18 protein-coding genes and 3 pseudogenes are annotated in these 16,763 nt (G+C 44.6%); 20 read left to right on the top strand and 1 reads right to left on the bottom strand.

The features are described from left to right. Positions 1–353 precede the first annotated feature (353 nt). The 5 genes from ACTHRH_RS21125 to ACTHRH_RS21145 are packed head-to-tail and all read left to right on the top strand — an operon-like array spanning position 354 to position 4,419. Positions 354–1,298, top strand: coding sequence for an ABC transporter ATP-binding protein (locus tag ACTHRH_RS21125; RefSeq protein ID WP_379290920.1), 945 nt, complete (start codon positions 354–356; stop codon positions 1,296–1,298). Beyond that, positions 1,295–2,029, top strand: coding sequence for a multidrug ABC transporter permease (locus ACTHRH_RS21130; RefSeq protein ID WP_440417537.1), 735 nt, complete (start codon positions 1,295–1,297; stop codon positions 2,027–2,029). Before ACTHRH_RS21125 ends, ACTHRH_RS21130 begins: the two co-directional genes overlap by 4 nt. Next, positions 2,026–2,712, top strand: a complete 687-nt coding sequence (locus tag ACTHRH_RS21135; protein ID WP_440417539.1) for an ABC transporter permease — start codon at positions 2,026–2,028, stop codon at positions 2,710–2,712. The genes ACTHRH_RS21130 and ACTHRH_RS21135 overlap by 4 nt, the downstream gene beginning before the upstream one ends. 38 nt (positions 2,713–2,750) lie before the next feature. After that, positions 2,751–3,812 carry a sensor histidine kinase gene (locus ACTHRH_RS21140; protein WP_440417579.1) on the top strand — a complete coding sequence of 354 codons (1,062 nt, stop codon included), beginning with the start codon at positions 2,751–2,753 and terminating at the stop codon, positions 3,810–3,812. Between the two features lie 4 nt (positions 3,813–3,816). After that, complete coding sequence (locus ACTHRH_RS21145) at positions 3,817–4,419, top strand: response regulator (protein WP_440417541.1); 603 nt, start codon at positions 3,817–3,819, stop codon at positions 4,417–4,419. A 135-nt stretch (positions 4,420–4,554) separates the two neighbouring features. On the opposite strand, the gene ACTHRH_RS21150 is transcribed toward ACTHRH_RS21145, so the two are convergent. After that, positions 4,555–5,160: a TetR/AcrR family transcriptional regulator gene (locus ACTHRH_RS21150; RefSeq protein WP_144937589.1), complete on the bottom strand. Its 606-nt coding sequence runs from the start codon at positions 5,158–5,160 to the stop codon at positions 4,555–4,557. A gap of 216 nt (positions 5,161–5,376) precedes the next feature. On the opposite strand from ACTHRH_RS21150, the gene ACTHRH_RS21155 reads away from it, so the two are divergent. The 15 genes and pseudogenes from ACTHRH_RS21155 (at position 5,377) to ACTHRH_RS21225 (ending at position 16,745) form a co-directional block, all read left to right on the top strand. Then, on the top strand, positions 5,377–6,699 hold the full coding sequence (locus tag ACTHRH_RS21155; protein WP_440417543.1) for a TcaA 3rd/4th domain-containing protein: 1,323 nt from the start codon (positions 5,377–5,379) through the stop codon (positions 6,697–6,699). A 224-nt stretch (positions 6,700–6,923) separates the two neighbouring features. Then, positions 6,924–7,100: a hypothetical protein gene (locus tag ACTHRH_RS21160; protein ID WP_379290909.1), complete on the top strand. Its 177-nt coding sequence runs from the start codon at positions 6,924–6,926 to the stop codon at positions 7,098–7,100. Positions 7,101–7,507: 407 nt separating this feature from the next. Beyond that, positions 7,508–9,025, top strand: a complete 1,518-nt coding sequence (locus tag ACTHRH_RS21165; protein ID WP_440417581.1) for a malate:quinone oxidoreductase — start codon at positions 7,508–7,510, stop codon at positions 9,023–9,025. Between the two features lie 785 nt (positions 9,026–9,810). Beyond that, a pseudogene (locus ACTHRH_RS21170) lies at positions 9,811–10,056 on the top strand (dihydrofolate reductase family protein); the annotation flags it as partial. Between the two features lie 70 nt (positions 10,057–10,126). Further along, a complete protein-coding gene (locus tag ACTHRH_RS21175) occupies positions 10,127–10,633 on the top strand; it encodes a phosphotransferase (RefSeq protein WP_440417583.1) in 507 nt (168 codons plus the stop codon). After that, the gene (locus ACTHRH_RS21180) at positions 10,621–11,019 is read left to right on the top strand and encodes an aminoglycoside phosphotransferase family protein (RefSeq protein ID WP_440417585.1); all 399 of its coding nucleotides are present in this window, start codon (positions 10,621–10,623) and stop codon (positions 11,017–11,019) included. The genes ACTHRH_RS21175 and ACTHRH_RS21180 overlap by 13 nt, the downstream gene beginning before the upstream one ends. Positions 11,020–11,123: 104 nt before the next feature. Beyond that, positions 11,124–11,582: a GNAT family N-acetyltransferase gene (locus ACTHRH_RS21185; protein WP_440417546.1), complete on the top strand. Its 459-nt coding sequence runs from the start codon at positions 11,124–11,126 to the stop codon at positions 11,580–11,582. Positions 11,583–11,818: 236 nt separating this feature from the next. Beyond that, positions 11,819–12,061, top strand: a complete 243-nt coding sequence (locus ACTHRH_RS21190; protein WP_440417548.1) for a hypothetical protein — start codon at positions 11,819–11,821, stop codon at positions 12,059–12,061. A gap of 15 nt (positions 12,062–12,076) precedes the next feature. Then, a pseudogene (locus tag ACTHRH_RS21195) lies at positions 12,077–12,271 on the top strand (methyltransferase domain-containing protein); the annotation flags it as partial. Between the two features lie 6 nt (positions 12,272–12,277). Beyond that, positions 12,278–12,628: a hypothetical protein gene (locus ACTHRH_RS21200; protein ID WP_440417550.1), complete on the top strand. Its 351-nt coding sequence runs from the start codon at positions 12,278–12,280 to the stop codon at positions 12,626–12,628. 16 nt (positions 12,629–12,644) lie between these two features. Further along, a complete protein-coding gene (locus ACTHRH_RS21205) occupies positions 12,645–13,160 on the top strand; it encodes a GrpB family protein (protein ID WP_440417552.1) in 516 nt (171 codons plus the stop codon). A gap of 394 nt (positions 13,161–13,554) precedes the next feature. Further along, positions 13,555–14,658: a hypothetical protein gene (locus ACTHRH_RS21210; protein WP_379288764.1), complete on the top strand. Its 1,104-nt coding sequence runs from the start codon at positions 13,555–13,557 to the stop codon at positions 14,656–14,658. Positions 14,659–15,064: 406 nt separating this feature from the next. Continuing rightward, positions 15,065–15,259 (top strand): hypothetical protein, encoded by a 195-nt coding sequence (locus tag ACTHRH_RS21215; RefSeq protein ID WP_440417554.1) that lies wholly within the window; start codon positions 15,065–15,067, stop codon positions 15,257–15,259. Beyond that, the gene (gene pnuC, locus ACTHRH_RS21220; protein ID WP_440417556.1) at positions 15,252–15,746 is read left to right on the top strand and encodes a nicotinamide riboside transporter PnuC; all 495 of its coding nucleotides are present in this window, start codon (positions 15,252–15,254) and stop codon (positions 15,744–15,746) included. Before ACTHRH_RS21215 ends, pnuC begins: the two co-directional genes overlap by 8 nt. Next, positions 15,743–16,745 (top strand): annotated as a pseudogene (locus ACTHRH_RS21225) (AAA family ATPase). The gene pnuC and the pseudogene ACTHRH_RS21225 overlap by 4 nt, the downstream one beginning before the upstream one ends. Positions 16,746–16,763 lie beyond the last annotated feature (18 nt).

The following is a 16,763-nucleotide window of genomic DNA, read 5'->3' on the forward strand; positions in this document are numbered from 1 at the left end:
TGTTTATCCCATACTCCGCCGCACACGTTGGAGTGAAATGTTACCCCGCCACATCCTGCTTCATAAAGAGCAGGGCATGATCGGATGGCCCAGCATCAAAACCAATATGTTCAACCCAATCCTTTGCCCGTATAGTTATTATGGAGCCACGGATTTCTTTCAAGCACTGATTATGGTTTTGAGCCCTAATATATTTAGGTGTTCTGAAATTGAGATAACGGCAGTCATGATTAAAAGGTGATTTCACGCGAATGATGTGAAGGAACAGACTGATATAATGACAAATGTAACTATTGATGAAAAATGGAATTGGCGATAATTGAGGCAAGAAATAAGAAGGGTGTGTGAAATAGATGACGGTTGCTTCGTTACAAGGGGTTGTCGTAAGGTATGGAACCCATGTTGCGTTGGACTATATTGATCTGGATATCCAGGAAGGGGAAATTGTTGGCTTGCTAGGTCCCAACGGTGCGGGTAAAACTACACTAATTCAAACTTTGTCCGGCTTAAAGACTGCTGAACGGGGGACGGTGGCGCTCTTCGGACAGTCAAAGCATCCATTCTCGAATCAAAATAAGGAGAAACTTGGGTTAGTTACGCAGGAAATAACGGTGTTTGACGAACTGACGGCGAAGGAGAATTTGCAGTTTTTTGCCGGGATCTACGGTCTAAAAGGAGAAGAGAAGAAAAAACGAGTGGAAGAAGCACTGGAATTTGTCGGCTTAGGAGATAAGGGGAATAAGACACCATATAAATTTTCCGGGGGCATGAAGCGCAGGTTGAATATTGCCTGTGCGTTAACACATCGTCCCCAATTCCTCATTATGGATGAACCGACGGTTGGAATTGATCCGCAGTCAAGAAATCATATTCTCGAAGCGGTAAGGAAATTAAGAAAGGATGGCACGACTATCTTATATACAACCCACTATGTGGAGGAAGTACAGGCCATTGCTTCCAGAGTGGTTATCATGGATCAAGGCCAAATCATTAAAGAAGGTACTGTAGACGAGCTGGTTCAAACCGTGCAGCATGAAGAAAAGGTAACGATCGAAGTCACGGAGCCCGATCGTGTCTCGATGACTAGAATAGAAAATATTGCCGGAGTGAGAAAGGTTGAAGCAGCAGGAAGAAAAGTAACGGTAATATCTGCGGTTGGTTCTGGCAATTTAGATAGAATAGTATCGGTTGTGAAAGAGCAGGCGGGACTGATTGGGATCCACGCGGAGAAGCCCAATCTTGAAGATGTCTTCTTAACGCTTACAGGAAAACAACTAAGAGATGAGGGGAAAGAATGATGAGAGTTCTTTCAACGGTCAGATTTACTGCTCTTAGAATGGTAAGAAACTATATCGTATTATTACTGCTGCTTGTGGTTCCTATTATTCTCATTACTCTTTTCTCCTTTATCCTTTCAGGAATGGTAACAGAATCGGGAGTGCCCTATATTAATGAAAATGCCATGACGTTGGTGCTTTGTTTTCAACTTTTTGGCGGTTCGATTGTCATGTATCTGATCCACAATGATCTATTCGCGGCAAATAGGACGAGGATGTATACGTTGCCATTTAATCAATCGATGTATGCTTTTTCGATTATGATGTGCGGAGTTGTTTTCTCTGTATTCCTTGGCATTATACTGATGCTGTATACACAATTTGTCTTGGGAGTGGAATGGGGAAATTGGCCGTGGATTATCTATAACATTTGCTTGCTGGCTGTTTTATCGATCATTGTTTCCTTAATTTTTGCCTTCACCGTTAAAAATAATAAATTGGCCGAACGATTAGTTGATGCGTACGGTGTTGGACTGATCCTATTGGCCGGATTATTTTTCCCTATGCCTGACAATGCTTTCTTTGACTTCATGGGTTCTTACGGGAATCCGCTGGTCATAGCTCTCATGTCTATCGGTGAGATGAATGAATCTAATCCGAGTGAAGCATGGTTCTTAGCTAACATTTTATTAGCAGTGATATGCGTTTTGTTTATTGTGATGCTTGTTGTTGGGAGGAGGAAATTGGCGTGACGATTTTTCGCTTCGCCATCAAAAGAAGCTTTGGTAATAAGACGAATGTTGTCTTCCTTTTGCCCCTTCCCATTGTCTGTATATTTTTCCCTGAAGGAGAAGATTGGCCGCATCTTCCATATGGATACCAGTATTTTGGCATTGTCATTCTGTTTGCTGGTATTCGTCTGACATCGATTCTGCTGGAAGATCGCGCGAAAGGAGTCGTCAAGCGCTTGGCTGTCGCTCCCATTAGTTATGCACAATATTTGGGTCAAAATCTTCTGGGGTTTTCCGTCCTATTAGTCATGCAATGTGTGATCATCGTTATGGGCGGTGTCCTTGTTGGCCATGAATTGTACCAGCCGTTATGGCTGCTGGTATTATATACTTCCTTCAGTTTTACCGCTATAGCGATCGCATTGGCATGGATTTCGTTTTGCCGCAGCAAGGACACAGCATTTCTTGTATATATGTCGCTCATTTTTTTGTTGGTCATACTGGGAGGATTGATGATTCCGTTAGATATCTTTCCTGCACTGTTAAAAAAGATTGCGATATTATTTCCAACTTTTTGGCTCGCGGAAGGGCTGAATTGGGTTGTATTCGGAGTAAACATCCTCGATTTTCTTCTGATTAATGCTGTATTATGGCTGTATACCCTAATCTTCTTGATTATTGGAAGCATACGGAAAATTCATTGACGTTGCTGAGGTGAAGGATGAAGACGATATTGGAGCCCATGCTGTTTGTGAAGGGATGGCGCTTTCTTCAAGCAGGCGTGCTCTTTCATTTATGGATATTAGAGGGATCTAGGGTAAGTTCTTTTATCATGATTCTCCTTTTACTCGTGATGGTCAGTCTGAGATGGCGCTATCGCATGCCAGTGTGGTCTGTAGGCTTGGATGTGATGATATGTTTTTTGTACTTTCCGATTACGGATATTAGCTATTATGGATTGGTGCTGCCGATTTTTGAGTTGGCCTTTAGAGGGAAATGGTATTTTTCGTTCCTGCTTTTTGCTAGCTTATTCTTTACTCCATCTGCTTCGAGTTTTTTATTTTGGTACTATTTCCAGGGGTTCTTTTTCGGCACTTTCTCATGGATCGCATTGAAAAATCAGCAAAAATATATACTGGAAGCGGATGAGCAACGTCAGGCTCGGTACGAGCTAGAACGAATTAAGCTTGATTTATTAGAGGCAAACAAGAAAGCTTCTCATCACGCAGAATTATTGGAAAGGTATCGTATATCCAGAGAACTTCATGATCATTTGGGTCATGATTTAACCGGCGCTTCTCTTGCCTTACAAGCTTACGAGTATGTGAAGAACCCCGAAGAGGCGAATCAACTGCTGCAAGAAGTGAGAAACCGGTTAGAACGAAGCACGATCCATTTAAGGGATACCGTTCATAATATGACCCCAACGATGTTAATCGGTGTTGATAGCTTTGAGAACATTGTGGATCAATTCCAACAGGTGGATATCGAATTTCATAAATCCGGTGATATGCTGCGAGTTCCTGCGCACATCTGGGGATGGTTAGAAGCATGCTTAAAGGAGGCTTTAACGAATGTGGCCAGACATAGCAATGCCACGAAAGTCGAAATTGATTTACAGGCAACGGATTCGATTGTGCGCTTGTTGATTGGAGATAATGGCACAGTTCAAACCAACAATTCGACAGGTAGCGGGCTAAGGGGATTGCAAATGCGAGCCCGCTCATTGGGGGGAAGCTTATCCGTTAGTCGAGACAACGGATTCTTGCTGGTTGGTGTCATCCCGTTAGACAAGGAGGGTTAGCAGGATGAGGCTTCTGATCGTAGATGATGATCCGCTGGTGTGCCGGAGTTTGCAGTTGCTGCTTGTCAAGGAAGAAGACTTTGAAGTGGTGAACACCGCAGGAAATGGACAAGCGGCGATAGAAATATGTCAACTGGAACAGCCGGATGTGATACTGATGGACATCCAAATGCCGGTGATGGATGGAATTGAATGCTTGAAGAGGATCAAGCAACAGTGGCCTTCTATCCAGATCATGATGTTGACCACGTTTCGGGATGAGCATAATATTCGAATGGCCTTGAAAGCAGGGGCGGAAGGATACTTGCTGAAATCGACATCGATTGAAAACATGGCACAGCAAATAAGAGCGTTAAAAGCCGGATCGACGATACTAGATGCCGATGTTCTAAAAGCCATCGTAGAATCGGACGGAATAAAACTTGCAGGGTTAACGGATCGTGAAAGGGACATTGTGGAATTAGTTGCTCAAGGCCTGTCGAATAAAGAAATAGCTGATCAGCTTTTTCTGAGTGCCGGTACTGTTCGAAATATGCTGTCTATCATATTAGATAAATTAGAACTTCGCGATCGGACGCAATTGGCCATTTATTATTGGCAACGCTGATGTGATGATGGATGGCCGGTTGGTTTGATCAGAATTTCCTGTCCTGATATGGGAGTCCCGCGCCGTCTTCGCAGTAGGTTTTTAGACTAAATAGGAACATTGCCCAATTATAGTTGCAGGACCGATAGAAATTTGTTACTTCCTTCCAGTTTTGGGATTCTCGATTTGAAGCAGCTCAAGGACGACGGTCATCATCTCCTCCAACGGAATCCGTTCATCGACAAAATGCTGCAGATTATATCCGTTAAAAATCGCCATGCAAGCTGTAGACAATGTTCTAGCATCCAAAGGGCTCTTCGCAATGCCTTCATCCTTCATGACCTGGATAAAACGAGCGAGAAATTGCCTCCACTCCTCCATTTGCGTGATGAGCCGGTCCTTAACCATGGGAAGGTCGTTGGAGTTCATGCATCCTTGGATCAAGAGCAGCGAGGCCCCTTGCTCGTACGCCTCGTTCACCAAGCGAAGCGAATAATTCAGGAAATTTTCAAGCAAATTCCGCTCCTTGTGCTCCAGGGCCGATTTAAGATCGTCAAAGTAAAAATCGATACCGTCTTTTATGATTTTAAGCAGAAACTCCTCTTTGCTGTTGAAATGAGCATAGAAGCCCCCTTTGGAGTACCCGGCATGCTTTACAATTTGATCTATGCTTGTATTGGAGTAGCCTTTTCGAGAAAACAACTCCACGCCGGACTTCATTAGCTTTTGGATTGTTTGCTGCGATTGCTCCAGATTTCCCATCCCAAAATCCCCTTTTTATAATTCTAACGTCCTATTGATTATAACATATCCGCTTTAATATAATGTTTCAGTATATACCGACTAGTTGGTATCAATAGTGCAAATTGCGAACAAGCAGATCGAAGCGTGTTCCGGTCTCTTGCTTTGCCAAATTGGAGGGAATTTATGAGCCAGGCGCCCAATCATGGGATGAGACCACAAGCGGAGAGAAGGATATTGAAAAATAAACCCGTCATGATCATTGCCTTCCTTCTTGTGATCGGTTTGATTTTGCTGCTTTTATTCTCATCGAGCTCGGGCGGGGATAAGCAGGCATCCGAGGTGATCCGGAAGTTTGAGAATGCCATTGCCGCAGAAGATACCGAGGCGCTGAAGAAGCTGCTCTCCGTCGATGACGAGGCTATGGAAATGACGGATGAACGCTTGCGCCAATTGATTCAATACGCCAAGGAAGAGCGCGATTATTACGAAGCTACGCTTCAAATCATGATGGGTCAGCAAGCGCTGCTGGAAGAAGCGGAGTATGTCAATACCGGTTTGCTGGATAAGATGTCGCCTGACCAACTATTGAATTCCGGAGAGCTGTATTTAAAGAAAAAGAAGGGGTTTTGGTCCGATTCTTACACCATCGGTGTCCGCCCTCAGTATTTAAACATCACGCTGGAAAACGATAACGGCACGATCACGGTCGACGGCAAAGAAACCCACGAAGTAAGCAAGGGCAATCATTCGGTCAAGCTTGGGCCGCTCTTTCCGGGGGAGTACCAGGTTGATTTCAAAACCAAGTTCGATTACGTCGGCAAAGAGATTACCGAAAGCGAACCGGTCAGTCTGCTCGGAATGGAATCGGAAACCGATTACTCGAAAATGGTGACCGGAGATCAGGTGAGGATTAACAGCCGATTGGGAGAGGTGCAGGCCTATGTCAATGACCAGCCGACTCCTTTTATCCAGCGAAGCTACATGGATGATTCCTCCGGCGATTATTTCTATCCCGCATTCAGCGACGGATCGCAGAAGATTTACGGCGTTGCCAAGTTCCCTTGGGGAGAATCCAAGAGCGAACCCGTCGTGATTGATGATTTGTCCGACAATTATGATATTACGCCGCCTTTGCAGGAGCAGACGCGGAAGGAAGTGCTTGATTTTGTAACGTTGTTCTTGGAGACACGTGCAGAAGCTTACGGTTCGAAAGACATTAGCGAACTGGAGAAGTTATATCCCAACTTCGAAGGCGATTTGTTGCAGATGGTCGAGGCGGATAGGGAGGATATGTACTACCCCTGGGGGTCGGACAATACCTTGCAGTCGGTAAAGCTTCAGGAATTCCGTTTCACGGGTTCGGAAGATCCGGCCGATCATGTAGCAGTTTTTTATGATCGCGAGAAGAAGCACTTTTTTGTCCAGGTTACAGGGATTCACGCATTTTATGCTTTGACGATATCGGACGGAGACGTTGATGACATAGACAATGATGAATTGTTGAATTTAAACCTTGTCTACACCGATGGAAAGTGGACGGTATCCAAGATATTCTAGTCATAAGGAGCTGAAAAATAAGCGTCACCGATTTAACAGCGACCGCTACTTTCCAAGAAACGATCAACTGATTTTAGCTTGATATTAGCTGCCTAACAATAGAGGCAGCTTTTTTCATTCTATAATCAATAATCCAGTAGACCTAATTTTTTTAATATGTTAGGATTGCAACAAATATAGAATGAGGAATTGGCAAATATGGAAAATAACGTGAAGAAATGCCGATGATATTTGACATCCATGTGGCGGAAAAGAAGCTGAAGGTAAGCTTTGGCCTGCCAGATATGAATCCATGGCATGAGGTGGATATGGATGCGCCAGTCGGACTGCAAGAGATTGTATGCAAATATAATAATGTGAATATAGAGAATCCAGAACAATTTTGGCGAGGGATGGATTGAATAAAGGAGGGGAAATGCCTATGGAAGAATGGGTAACACACTTCCATTTTTCCGAACGTGGACGATTAAATTTATTCTAATACTGGGGAGTAGCCAGCGAAGAGAGGCCGCCTCTTGAGCAAGCTTTAGGGGCGGCCTTTTTATTTTCTCACACGTACATATTCTAAAAAGCTAGAAAATTGGCTCAGATCCCCATTTTATTAACTGCAAAAGGATATCATCACTGAAATTACCAGCTTTTAAATAGAGAATAACTATCATATAATAGTAAGTATGTTAATCTATCAATAATAGTGTTACACTATAATCAAGATTTTCATTGATCCGGAGAAGGTGTGAACTCAGTTCGTACCCTGTCTTGCTATGGGCTGAGCGGAGGAGGTTCCATCTTTTCTTCAAATACTAGCGTGTTAGGGACGGTAAAAATGAGTGACAGACAAAACGAAACAGACGTTATCTTGATTGGCGCCGGAATCATGAGTGCAACTTTGGGGACAATATTGAAAGAATTGGTTCCCGATTGGAAAATCACTGTGTTGGAAAAGCTGGCAAGCGCGGGAGAGGAAAGCTCTAACGAATTGAATAATGCGGGAACGGGGCATGCTGCTCTGTGCGAGCTTAACTACACAACGGAAATACCGGACGGATCCATAGATATTAGCAAAGCGATTAAGGTTAACGAGCAGTTTCAGGTTTCCATGCAGTTCTGGTCATATCTTGTCAACAGCAATCTGATTCGCAACCCGCAGGACTTTATCATGCCGCTGCCTCATATGAGTTTAGTTCAGGGGGAACAGAATGTAGCGTTTCTGAAAAAACGTTTCGAGGCGATGTCGAACAACCCTCTGTTCCAAGGGATGGAATTCTCCGATGACCCGAACAAGTTGATGGAATGGATTCCCCTCATCATGCAGGACCGGACATTGAACGAACCTATAGCGGCAACAAGAATCGATTCCGGTACGGACGTCAACTTTGGCGCTTTAACGCGTATGCTGTTCGACCATTTGAAACGTAAAGACGTTGACATTAAATTCAAACATAAGGTTGGCGGCATTAAACGTACCAGCGACGGCTTGTGGGAATTGAAAGTACGGAATCTCGACAGCGGCAGCGTGGAACGCCATACGGCCAAATTCGTCTTTATCGGCGGCGGGGGAGGAAGCCTGCCCCTACTGCAAAAGTCCGGTATTCCCGAGGGAAAACATATTGGAGGTTTCCCGGTAAGCGGACTATTTATGGTGTGCACTAATCCGGAGGTTGTCGCCCAGCACCATGCCAAGGTGTACGGCAAGGCCAAGGTTGGAGCGCCTCCAATGTCGGTTCCGCATCTGGACACAAGATTTATCGATAACAAGAAATCGCTGCTCTTTGGACCGTTTGCCGGTTTCTCACCCAAGTTCTTAAAAACCGGCTCCATGTTTGATTTGTTAGGTTCTGTCAAACCGAATAATGTAATAACGATGTTGGCGGCGGGTGCCAAAAACATGGCCTTGACCAAATACCTGATTCAGCAGGTTATGTTATCGAAAGAGCAGCGCATGGAAGAACTGCGGGAGTTTATCCCGAATGCCAAGAGTGAAGATTGGGATCTGTTGGTGGCTGGCCAACGTGTGCAGGTGATCAAAGATACGGCTGCCGGTAAAGGAACGCTTCAGTTTGGTACGGAGGTGGTTAGTGCCTCTGACGGATCGATAGCCGCATTGCTGGGCGCTTCTCCCGGTGCTTCTACCGCCGTTTCCGTCATGCTTGAGGTCATCGAAAAATGCTTCCCGCAGCATCTGAAAGAGTGGGAGCCGAAAATCAAGGAAATGATTCCTTCTTATGGCGTGTCATTATTGAAAAATCCGGGGTTGATCGATGAAATTCACACTTATACAGCACAGGCGCTCGGATTAAAGAAGGAACTTCAGCCCGCCCACTAGAGGAAATAAACAAATATAAATGCGTTAAGAGGCCTTCGTCCCGACTTCTGGGGATGGAGGCCTTTTTGGCTTTGTCGGCAGGCTTTGCGCTTTTCATTTTCGCTGCCAGGTCCTTTATCGTGGGGAACCGTATCATAAGTGACGGCGAAAAATAGTGAGTCTATGGTGCGTGCTTATGTTTCAATAACATTGATATATAGAAAGCCTCTTTTTCAACAATTAGCTCTGTACTCACTACACTGTAATTGATTCCTCTCATTGTTATTCCATTTACCAATTTAGTAAGATGAAGAAAGTCTCCAATTTCTGAAACGTAAATATCCGTCGTTGAGTCGTCGGGGAATATGCACATTACTCTCATGGGATTCATTCCTTTCTGACATGGAGTTACCCCGCACAAATGCGAGGATTAGTTGAATAGATATATATTTATTGCAAGTTCCTCCTGGCTTAATCCACGTAATTTTCGAAAGTGCAGAATGCCCTGCCACCCATCTCAAAAATCACTCATAGCATCCACCTAATCAAACCATAGACCAGCCAGTTGATTGCTCCAAGAGACTATAGGGATTATTTTCAATAAATATATTCTAAAGGGATTATTTCGATATAATAAGACTGTCCCCTTTTCAGCTCGATGGTCGATTTTTTTAAATATGTGCAACCCGTGAGCAGGGAAAGAAGCGAATCTACGCTCGCGGAAATAGTGGATAGGCTCCGAAGCAGAAGTGTAAGTGAGCAAAAAAGGATATTGAATGTCATAGACGCTATGCTGGATGATGTGAGAAGTAAACAGAATAAAGAATAAGCCTGGTAAAGACATGTGGCTGTATGGCGGAGCGAGTCTTATTACAACTTTTATCCGTTTAGGGCTGGTTGATGAATTTAGATTATCTGTTCATCCTGTTGTTTTGGGAGAAGGAAAACCGTTATTTATTGATTTAAACCAGAGGTTGAATTTAAAATTGGTTGATACAAGAACTTTCTCCTCTGGCGTTGTGCGGCTAATCTATCATTTGAATGGCAATTAGCAAGATAGAAAGGGATGATTGCCATAGCCATCCAGTCAGGTGTTTCCTTATGAACATCGTCCTAGAGCTTATGGAAGAATTACGAGGTTTAAATATAACTCGTTTTGAAGAGCTGAGTAAGGGCTTTTCGACCGCGCAAAAATATGTACTCTATTCAAAGGATGACGCATCGCAGTATCTCTTGAAAATATACGGTATGGATAAAGCAGAGAGATGCAAAATAAAATTTGATTTGTTAAAACGGCATTTCGATAATGCCGTTTCCTGTCAAAGGCCGATCCAATTCGGGATCCATGACGAGCTCCAAGTATGCTACATAGTATTGTCGTATGTTCAAGGCGAGAGCGGGGACAAGTCCATACCCAGCAAGAGTGTGGAAGAGCAATATACTCTAGGAGTGTTAGCGGGGAAGGAATTGAAGACAATTCATCGGGTAACCCCGGCGAAGCCTTACGATTGGTATCATAAGCGAACCCAGAAGTATCGGAATAAAGTTGATGAATGTAAGAGACGTGGGCTAACCTTTATAGGCAGGATTTTATTGAACAGTACATTCAAGAGAACATTCATTGGTTAAAAGACAGCCCGGTTACGTTTCAACATGATGATTTTCACCCTCAGAATATGATTGTTAAATCGGATGGAACGATTGCGATTATAGATTTCGACTCCTATGATTGGGGCGACCCATTCGAAGAATTTTTCAAGTTGCCCAAATATACAATTTATTTAAGCGTGTCCTTTGCGAAAGGCCAAGTGGATGGATATTTCGATCATAAAATACCCGAAACCTTTTGGCGGAAATATAATTTGTTCGTCGCCTTAAACCAGCATGCGAGCCAGCTTGGCGGCGTAATCTCAAATAATTTGGCTTATGTTCAAGAAAGAACCCGATCCATTATAGAAACACATGATTTCCATAATAATGGCGCTCCGGACTGGTACACTCGTTGTCCCGTTTGAAGCATTCCCCTGACCTATGGAGGAGCTATTTTGAAAACGGTTTTGAGATGAAACGGGTGGGCTACGCAAGAAATTTTACATAATACTTGAAGGGGAATGAAAATATGGCATTGGTGCGATTGGCTGCATTAGACGATGTTGATGAACTTGTTCAGATGCGTTGGGACTTCTCGGAAGAGGAGGCCAGTAGTTCGGTCGGTTTTGAGGAGTTTCACCGGATTTGCAGTGAATTTTTGGTTAAAGCATTGGAAAGCGGAGATTGGTACATTTGGATCGCGGAAGTTGAGAATAAGATAGTTTCACATATGTATCTGCAATTAATCCATAAAGTGCCGAGACCGGGCAAATCCCCAGACCCTTATTTCGGTTACGTTACCAATGTCTATACCCGTCCTGCTTTTAGAAGTCAAGGGATCGGAACCGAGATTCATACCGCCATGGAAAAATGGTCTAAAGAAAATAAAGTCGAATTTCTTATTGTATGGCCAAGCAGCAACAGTACTCAGTTTTATTCAAGAAATGGCTTTTCTCTATGCGAAGAAGCTATGGAAAAGCACTGGTGAAAAATTTTATTACTATCCTGGGTTCAATATGCTAGCATCTGGGCAATCCCTATAAGCAGCGACAACGTAGGGACGCCATTGGTCGAAAAGAATTTGCCTCCTCGAAAAGGGGCTTGTTCCTAGGAAGCAAATATATGTCCGAAACATTTAGTCGAACCGGGTTTAAAATCTTCAGAAATGAAAGTGCTTACACGGCCTGCTCAGGGATGGATCATATTGGAAAAGGAGTTGTTTGCGTGTCGAAACTGTTTTTTGACCCGATGAAGCACCCCGAATGGATTCAGCCACAGACTGTAGAGTGGTACGCAAATTTAGCGATAGAAACCGGGGGATACCAATACCCATGGAAGTCGGAATTCGATGAGCCGGGAGCCGAGATTATTTTTGCAGACAAAATTGCGACCTATATCAATGAAGATACACGAATGCTGGACGTTGGCTGCGGCCATGGTGAATTCACGTCGACGTTTGCCCATTAAGCAAAAGAGGTCGTAGGCATTGATGTCATTGAGGGCTATATTGCATCGGCCAACAACAAGAAGACCGGAGAATCCGTTAAATTTTTTGTTGTGGATGCGGACAAACAGCTGCCTTTTCCCGACAGTTTCTTTGATGTTGTCTATACGAAAAAAGGGCCATGGCTATTTCACGAGGGAAGCCAGGAGGGCCGTAGGGTTATCAAGTCTGGGGGCATAGTGCTGGCATTGTATCATTGTGGGACAGATGGGGGACTTAGAAACCTCTTCCCCGGACTGTACACTCCTTTCCCGGAAAATTACCTGGTTGAAGTTAAAGTGAAGTTCGAACGCCAGCTTTCCGAAAGCGGCCTAGAGGAAGCCGAATTAGTGATCTTTGAAGAGGTGGAATACCTTTCGAGGCCCGAGGATGTACTGCACAAAAAGTGTTTTGGTCAAAGTGAAGCATTGAAGAAAATGGTCTGGCGGGAATGCCTAAACGATGTGGAGGAAATATTCCGCCAGAATGCTACGCCAAGAGGTTTAAAAGTCGTCAACTATCATGCTTTGATGGTTGGGAGAGCGAAATAACGGAGGTATTTCTTTCATGGGTTCAAATTCAAGTGTAGTCGTCGTACCCTATGACCCCGATTGGGTTCAGTTATTTGAAAAGTTGCGGGAGTTTGTTCTCCCGGTTGTGAGCGACCTCATCGTCACGATAGAACATGTCGGGAGTACATCTGTTCCGGGATTAGCAGCGAAACCGATTGTCGATATGGATATGATCGTGCCTTCTCAAGCGGATGTGCATATAGCCATTCAAAGGCTTTCAACTCTTGGTTACGTTCATGAAGGCGATTTGGGGATCGCCGGGCGGGAGGCTTTCATCCCTCCTGATCACTTGCCCCGGCATCATTTGTATGTATGCACTCAAGAAAACGACGAATATAAACGTCATATCCTCTTTCGCGATTATTTGAGGACCCATCCTGACGATTCCGAAAAGTACGGTGAGCTAAAGCTGGGGCTTGCCCAACGATTCCGTAATGACCGTAAGGCATATACAAATGCCAAGAGCGAATTTGTGGAACAGATTTTGCAAAGAGCCGGATGGAATAGCTAAAGACTTCTAGGCCGCCGATTACGTCGAGGGCCTTGTATGCATGATATGAAAGCCGGATAATATCGTAGCCATTGGCGTGGTCCATCTGCCATTGAGGATTTAATTCTGATGTTCAGTGAGTCCTTGGCAGGTTGATCGAGTGTATGAAAACTGATGAGTATTATTTAATATTATAAAATATTACTTAGTATTACTAATTGCTTGGCGGACGACTTGAACTATCCGGAGACCAAAGTTTGTGGGGGATTTAATAAGGCTTCGTTAGAAGCTTTTTTTATTGAATCGAAATTTCTTTAACAACGTATTATGTCACAGAAATATCGAATTCCAGAATTAAAAAATATTAAGGATCAAGTGTAGTACATATAGAATGATGGAATGGGAGGAACCGGCTTTGATTGAGATGCGTGAGAAGGAAGATTTGAAATACTCCAACGCTATACCGACATGGGCGAAGATTGTTAATGCTGCCTTCCTGGGGTTGTTTTTTTTGGTCGGATTTGCAGCATATGGCTTAGGAATCCTATTTCTCTTCGGGCAACATTGGTTTGTAGCGGCCGTTTGCTTAGCCTTTGGCGGGTTCATGACTTGGGCGGTTCGGCTGGTTCGCAATTCCAATAAGATGTATACGGAAATTGTCCTCAAATGCGAGCTGCAAGAGGATGGTTATTATACTTATCTGAAGAAAATAAAAACAGGGGAAGAATGGGAGCATCTAGTTACTTTTGATCAAATACAGGAAGTGTTGATCGGCAGGACAATTCGTTACCAATCCAGAGGGTCGAATAGGCTGGGTTATCACGTGGTTGGGGCCAAGATTATTATGAAATGGACTAACGAACAAGGCCATACCGATTATTCCCTGTTTGGCTTGGAAGATCCCGAGAAGCTGGAAGAATGGGTTCAACGGTTCAAACAGAAGGGGATTCCCGTCTATAGTACGGGGGCAAATGTCAGTATAGTTCAGGTAGATGATTACCAGACCGGATACGATGAATTGCCTAAAGTGCCCTATGATAGCGATACAAGCTCGCCGAGAATCGGCAGCCATCGGTTTAATAGCTTAAAGCTATGGCTTAGTTCGGAGATGAGGGCGAGAAAGCGGAGCAAGGAATTGATGCGTGACAAGAAGGTGTTTAATTTAATTCTGCTGGCAATGCTGATCGGCAATTTGCTGATCGCGATTCGATGGATGCCCTCTTGGCCGTTGGATGATGGCATGTTCAGTGAAGACTCCCCTGCTTATTGGGTAGGCGGGTTCAACTTTGTACTTCTTTTGGTTGTCGGGGCATATTGGCGTGAACAGGTGAAATGGTATCGTTCGTTAAGGGATGTGGGGCTTCTCTTAATGGCACAGTTGACTGGCTGGGTATATTTAAAGTTATTTCAAACCGCTCCGGACGGGATGCTGGAAGCGATTGTCGTTGGTGGTTTTATACTTGCATGCTACAACGGAATTCTCTTTATCATCTTTCGGATTTTGCGAAGGTTTTGGTAGAGGCGCTTATATAAAACTTGCCATAAGTGTACAGAAATAGCTATTACATTGGTCTTCTCGGAGTCATCGGGAGACATTACCTACTAACGAGCATTATATTCATTGGTCCCACCCGGAAGCCGTTCTAGGAAAACTATTAGAGATGCTTAACTAAGGGCATTCGTTGTAACGTTACTTAAGCAAAAAGTCGCCCGGAATTGGCGGGTTGCGGGCCATATATTTCCCATAGTAGCCCTTCGAATCCCTTGTCTTTGCGTCAAAGACAAGGGATTTCCTTTATTACACCCCCCTCTAACCAATAAAATAGGCAAAAAGTCACTTGTTGGCGGAGCGCTCTTCTGTTAATTTTGATATTATCAATTTGTTATTATCAGATGAATACCAAGGAGAGCCGGAGGGGATACTCATGAAGAAAACTTGGGGCGGTTGGAACTTATACGAAATAGCTTGGCTGGGCCTGTTCTCCGGGATTGCTATCGTACTGACGGTAATTATGAAGGATACTTTGTTCGGATTCACGGTCTTCCTTACGGGAGTATTGTGCGTGGTCCTTGCGGCCAAAGGCAACCTGATGACCTATGTATGTTTTCGGTATGTATAATACATTTGGTTACGCATATTTGGCTTACGTCAACGGATTGTTCGGGGAGGTTATGCTGAATCTGCTCTTCTTCGTCCCCATGAATGCGATCGGCTTCATCATGTGGAAGAAGCATCGCCATGGCGGCAAGCTGGCCATGAGGCAGATGGATCAGAGAGGTTTGTTCCTCGTAGCGGCCGTTTGCGCATTAGGCAGCCTGTCGCTCGGTTTCGGACTGTCGTTCATTCCGTCGCAGAATTCGCCCTATATCGATGCCCTTACGACGTTGTTATCGATTGTGGCGACGGTTTTGATGGTCAGAAGGTTTAAGGAGCAGTGGCTGGTCTATATTGTCCTGAATATTTTCACGGTGCTGCTGTGGGTGATTAGAACTCTGGACGGAAGCCCGGACGGCGTATTGATGATCATCATGTGGAGCGCGTATCTGGTCAATGCGGTCTACGGTTACTACACCTGGAACAGAGGGGCTAAGGAGGTACTGCTATGAAAAAGTTGGGATTGACTTTGGGAAAGTTTGCGCCGCTGCATAAAGGACCAGTTCATGATAGAAACGGCCCTGCAAGAGGTGGACGAATTGATCGTTGTCATCTATGAAACGGACGTGATGACGATTCCGCTGCATATTCGGGCGAGCTGGATTCGCAAGCTGTATCCGGCGGTCAGGGTTATCGAAGCCTGGGACGGTCCGGACGGATATTCCAATGACCGGGAGCATGAAATCCGGCAAGAGCAGTACATTCTCGGTTTGCTGAAGGGTGAGCGGGTGACGCATTTTTACTCCAGTGAATTTTATGGAAAGCATATGAGCCTTGCTTTGGACGCAATGGATAGGCGGGTAGATGAAGACCGCAATCGGGTTCCGATCTCGGCGACGATGATTCGGTCCGATCCTTATAAGTACCGGGAATATATCAGCGATGTTGTGTACCGAGACTTAATTGCGAAAGTCGTATTCATGGGTGCGATGTCGACCGGTAAATCGACGATAACGGAAGCTTTGGCACGGCGGTACCGGACAACATTCGCAAGCGAGTACGGACGGGATTACTGGACCGAGCACCAAGTGGACCGAAGAATTCGGCTGGAGGCTTTCGATGAGATCGCAGTCGGGCATATCGAGAGGGAAGAGAAGGCGCTGCTTGAAGCAAACCGGTATCTGTTCGTCGACACGAACGCGATTACCACTTACATGTTTGCAATGGACTATCATGGCCGGGCGCCGGAGTTGTTAACCCGAATGGCACTGGAAAATGCGCAGAGATACGATTTGTTTTTCCTATGCGACGACGATATTCCTTATGAGGATACGTGGGATCGCAGCGGGGACCAGAAACGGCATATTTTCCATAAACAGATTATCGCCGATTTGAAGGAGCGCCGAATTCCCTTCATTACGTTGAGGGGGAGCCTGGAGGAACGGATGCGGAAGGCAGATGAAGTATTGGCACGGTTCAAGCCATACGACAATCATTTCGGAGAACGTTAATAGCTGAAAACGGAGGAT

Source organism: Paenibacillus sp. SAFN-117 (genome assembly GCF_051966115.1).
Lineage (GTDB): Bacteria > Bacillota > Bacilli > Paenibacillales > NBRC-103111 > Paenibacillus_L > Paenibacillus_L residui.